5 protein-coding genes are annotated in these 4150 nt (G+C 42.7%); 4 read left to right on the top strand and 1 reads right to left on the bottom strand.

Annotated elements, in window-relative coordinates:
• Window positions 1-358 precede the first annotated feature (358 nt).
• The 3 genes from WB217_RS16615 to WB217_RS16605 all read left to right on the top strand — a co-directional run bounded on the left by WB217_RS16615 (window position 359) and on the right by WB217_RS16605 (window position 2899).
• Window positions 359-1675: an HD domain-containing protein gene (locus WB217_RS16615; protein ID WP_423994380.1), complete on the top strand. Its 1317-nt coding sequence runs from the start codon at window positions 359-361 to the stop codon at window positions 1673-1675.
• An 18-nt stretch (window positions 1676-1693) separates the two neighbouring features.
• The gene (locus WB217_RS16610) at window positions 1694-2200 is read left to right on the top strand and encodes a YwgA family protein (protein WP_423994379.1); all 507 of its coding nucleotides are present in this window, start codon (window positions 1694-1696) and stop codon (window positions 2198-2200) included.
• Window positions 2201-2416: 216 nt separating this feature from the next.
• Window positions 2417-2899, top strand: coding sequence for an NUDIX hydrolase (locus tag WB217_RS16605; RefSeq protein WP_423994378.1), 483 nt, complete (start codon window positions 2417-2419; stop codon window positions 2897-2899).
• Window positions 2900-2951: 52 nt separating this feature from the next.
• Here the strand turns inward: WB217_RS16605 and WB217_RS16600 are convergent, their stop codons facing one another.
• On the bottom strand, window positions 2952-3137 hold the full coding sequence (locus WB217_RS16600) for a 2-hydroxymuconate tautomerase (protein WP_335428378.1): 186 nt from the start codon (window positions 3135-3137) through the stop codon (window positions 2952-2954).
• A 204-nt stretch (window positions 3138-3341) separates the two neighbouring features.
• Here WB217_RS16600 and WB217_RS16595 point away from each other — a divergent pair, with 204 nt between their 5' ends.
• On the top strand, window positions 3342-3929 hold the full coding sequence (locus WB217_RS16595) for a site-2 protease family protein (RefSeq protein WP_423994382.1): 588 nt from the start codon (window positions 3342-3344) through the stop codon (window positions 3927-3929).
• Window positions 3930-4150 lie beyond the last annotated feature (221 nt).

The following is a 4150-nucleotide window of genomic DNA, read 5'->3' as shown; positions in this document are numbered from 1 at the left end:
AAGCGAGAGGTCATAATAGAGGTTCTAATGACCATTCGAGAGAAGAAAACGAAAGCGAAAGGTGGTAATAGAAGGTTCTAAAGACCCTTCAAGAGAAAGAAACCGAAACGAATGGTCATTATTTTTTAATAAAGCTTTTCTTTTTTAAAAAGGAACTTGTTTACGGAATGCCGAAGAATGGAAAGAAGAAAGTATGGTAAATTTTTTTATTAATTTTTTTATCATCTTGAACCCTGATGAATTCTCATTTTCTTGAAATGAGGATGCAATATTTGTAAAAATTTGCAGAAAATCGAGGTGATTTGGCGAATGAAACACGCTATAATAATTAACAAGATGAACAGGAAGAAGGGGAACGATGGGATATTCGGAAGAAAAGCTATTTGAAGAAAAAGTTTTCAAAGATCCAGTACACCGGTATGTCCATGTCCGTGACCGGGTGATCTGGGATTTGATTGGAACGAAGGAGTTCCAGCGTCTGAGAAGGATCAAGCAGCTCGGCACGACGTACTTAACCTTCCACGGAGCTGAGCACAGCAGATTAAACCATTCGCTGGGCGTCTATGAAATTGTGCGACGGATTGTTGACGATGCTTTTGCTGCCCGGCCTGAATGGGACCAGGGGGAGCGTCTTCTGTCGATGTGTGCCGCACTGCTTCACGACCTGGGCCATGGTCCATTTTCACATTCATTCGAGAAGGTATTCGACCTTGACCATGAAGAGTTTACAAGGGAAATCATCCTTGGGGATACCGAGGTCAATGAAGTGCTTACGAGAGTGGCACCGGATTTTCCGAAGAAGGTCGCCGAAGTGATTGAAAAAACGTATGAAAATAAGCTTGTCATCAGCTTGATTTCAAGCCAGATTGACGCCGACAGGATGGACTATCTGCAAAGGGATGCCTATTTTACCGGAGTCAGCTATGGACACTTTGATATGGAACGGATTTTGCGTGTCATGCGCCCGAAGGAAGACCAGGTTGTCATCAAGCAAAGCGGGATGCATGCTGTCGAGGACTACATAATGAGTCGCTATCAGATGTACTGGCAGGTTTATTTCCATCCAGTCACACGAAGTGCCGAAGTCATTTTAACGAAAATCCTGCACCGAGCTAAACACCTTCATGAGCAAAATTACACCTTCAAACATAAACCGCATCATTTTTACTCAATCTTTGAGGACCGTTTGACGCTGCACGACTATTTAAAACTGGATGAAGCCGTATTCCTCTACTATTTTCAGAGTTGGGAAGAGGAAGAGGACGAAATCCTGAGTGATCTGTGCAGGCGTTTCAATAACCGTAATCTATTTAAATATGTTGAGTTTGACCCTGCCAAGGAATACAAAAAGCTGGCAAAGCTTTCTGTGTTGTTTGAACAGGCAGGACTTGATCCTGAATATTACCTGGTCGTCGATTCATCTTCCGATTTGCCGTACGATTTTTACCGTCCGGGTGAGGAGGAAGAGCGTCTTCCAATCCACCTGCTGAAGAAAAACGGGGAAATCCGCGAGCTTTCTAGAGAATCTGAGATTGTTGATGCTATTTCGGGTAAAAGGCGGACAGACCATAAACTTTATTATCCTGCTGATTTTCTGGAAAAAGAAAAAGCACGTCCTGAAATCGAGCAGATTGTACAGATTCTTGAGCTGAACTTAGACACTGGGACCAATTGATACAGGAGTTGACGCGTTTTGTTAAAAGACCACGCTAAAATCATACATGCCATTTCAGTTTCTGGAGAGGTCATCGGCAGGAAGAAGCTTCAGAAAATGATTTATATCGCAAAGAAAATGGAATATCCTTTCCAGGAACGATTCCAGTTTCATTTTTACGGACCGTATTCCGAAGAGCTCACCTTAAGGGTTGAAGAGCTTTGCAACATGGGCTTCTTGAATGAAGTGAAGGAAAAGAAGGGCGGCTACTACCAGTACCGCTATACATTGACGGAAGCAGGCCAGGAGTTTCTTGGTGAGAACAGTATCGAGATGCCTTGCCTAGGCGACTGTCTGACTGACATCAACGACCAGAATGCGAGATTCCTTGAACTCGTATCAACTGTTTTGTATTTTGATAACTTGCCAGAGGACGAGGTTAAGGAAAAAGTGCAAACTGTGAAGAAGAGCCAGAAGTACACCGATGAAGATATCGCGGAAGCTTACGCGTATATTGCAAGTTTGAAGGAAAAGGCCAGGCATTGATATAAGATAAATCGAGTACGGAACCTTTATTGGTTTTGTACTCTTTTTTTTGTTTAAGTTAGGAGCCATTAGTGCCTAGGTGGCAAGTATTTCGGATGAGGGATCATCAAAAGAAAGCTCTCGATGAATGCAGAAAAAAATTGAATTGGAAGGAAAATACAGGTGTTTGTGAAGAATTAATAGATGACAGCAAATGATTTCATGGGAGTGAGTTACATGCAGATGCCGACACATATTGTTGCAGTTGGTGGAATTGTCGAGAATGAGGAAGGGAAAATCCTATTGGTCAAAACTCAGCATGGAGGATGGGTTTTTCCTGGTGGGCAGGTAGAGGTTGGCGAAAATCTGCTTGATGCGCTCAGCAGGGAAGTGAAAGAGGAAAGTGGCATTGATATTGTAATCAATAACTTAATCGGAATTTACTCCAATACTGCAATACATAAGTGGTATGACGGGATCACCGATGTACCGACAAAATTGATGCTGGATTATGCCTGTAAGAGTGTCGGCGGGGAATTAAGTGTTTCGGAGGAAACATCGGATAGCCGCTGGGTTGAGAAAGAAAAGGTACTTGATTTGATTTCAGGCCCTGCTTACCGGACACGATTCGAGGCTTATTTGAATTTTGGCGGTTCAATTCATTATATGGAGTATGTAACTCATCCTGATTTTGTGGTGAAGCTAAACACAGTTATGTAATCTAATGAAAAAGCTCAGAACTCGAAGTTCTGAGCTTTTAAAAAAGGTGTTTCTACTCGTCACTCAAACGCTTGCCAGCGACAGCATAATGGTTCTTCGTCATTTCCTCGATGAACACAACGACTTTTTCTTTTGGTGCGCCAGTTGTTTCGCTTACTGCATCGGTTACTTTTTCAACTAGTGCTTTCTTTTGGTCTTCAGAGCGTCCTTCAAGCATTTTTACAGTTACGTATGGCATCTGTTTTGCCTCCTTGAATGTGTTGAAATGTAAATCTGATTTCAGTTTTTCATAATTCACCAAAATGTGCAAGCCGGGCGGAAGATTCACGTTTTCACATTCATTCGATAATAAGTTATACTTTAGAGAAAAGACAATAAAGGGGAATGAAATGTGTTTTTACCCTATTCGTTAACTGAAATTCCTTATGTTGCTGTGGCGCTGATGATCGCTTTTACAGTTCATGAGTTCGCGCATGCATGGGTAGCTTATAAGTTTGGTGACTCAACTGCGCAAAAGCAGGGGAGGCTGACGCTGAATCCAATTCAGCATCTGGATCCACTTGGAACGATCCTGATTTTCATTGCTGGTTTCGGCTGGGCCAGACCTGTCCCCGTGAATCGATTTATGTTCAAGAATCCGCGGCTTGCGGGAGTACTCGTTTCTGTTGCCGGACCAATCAGCAACCTGCTCCTGGTCATTCTCGCCTTTGCGATCTGGTACATATACAGCGCCCTTGGATTGGCTGCTGGTGTACCACAATTTTTCCTTGATTTTCTCAATATATTCATAGGGCTGAACGCGATGCTGTTCGTCTTTAACCTCTTGCCGTTCCCGCCGCTTGATGGCTACCGCATCATCGAGGACCTGGCACCGGCGAACATCAGAGCGAAGCTTACCCAGTACGAAGCGTATGGATCGGTTATTTTCTTGATCCTGGTCATCACCCCACTGGACCAATATACAATCCAGCCGATTTTCCATTATGTGATACCGTCATTGCTTGATGGTATTCAGAGTCTGTTTAGTTAGGATTTGCTAGCAGGCAAAGTAGAAAATCGTCTTAGAATGTTCCAATAAGTTCTATTGGAACATTGCGGAGGAGAAAATCGCCAGTAGGATGTTTCAATAAAAGCCATTAGATAATTAAAGGATAAAAAACCGCGAGAAAACCTGTTCAATTTAGATTATAAGAACAATAAAAACGGAAATAACTACAACGAGTTTTTCCAATAAAGGGCGTAAACGCGTTT

The organism is Mesobacillus sp., from assembly GCF_049588175.1.
Classification (GTDB): Bacteria; Bacillota; Bacilli; order Bacillales; family Cytobacillaceae; genus Mesobacillus.
The sequence above is the reverse complement of the archived record's forward strand: the minus strand, read 5'-3'. Positions and strand labels throughout refer to the sequence as shown.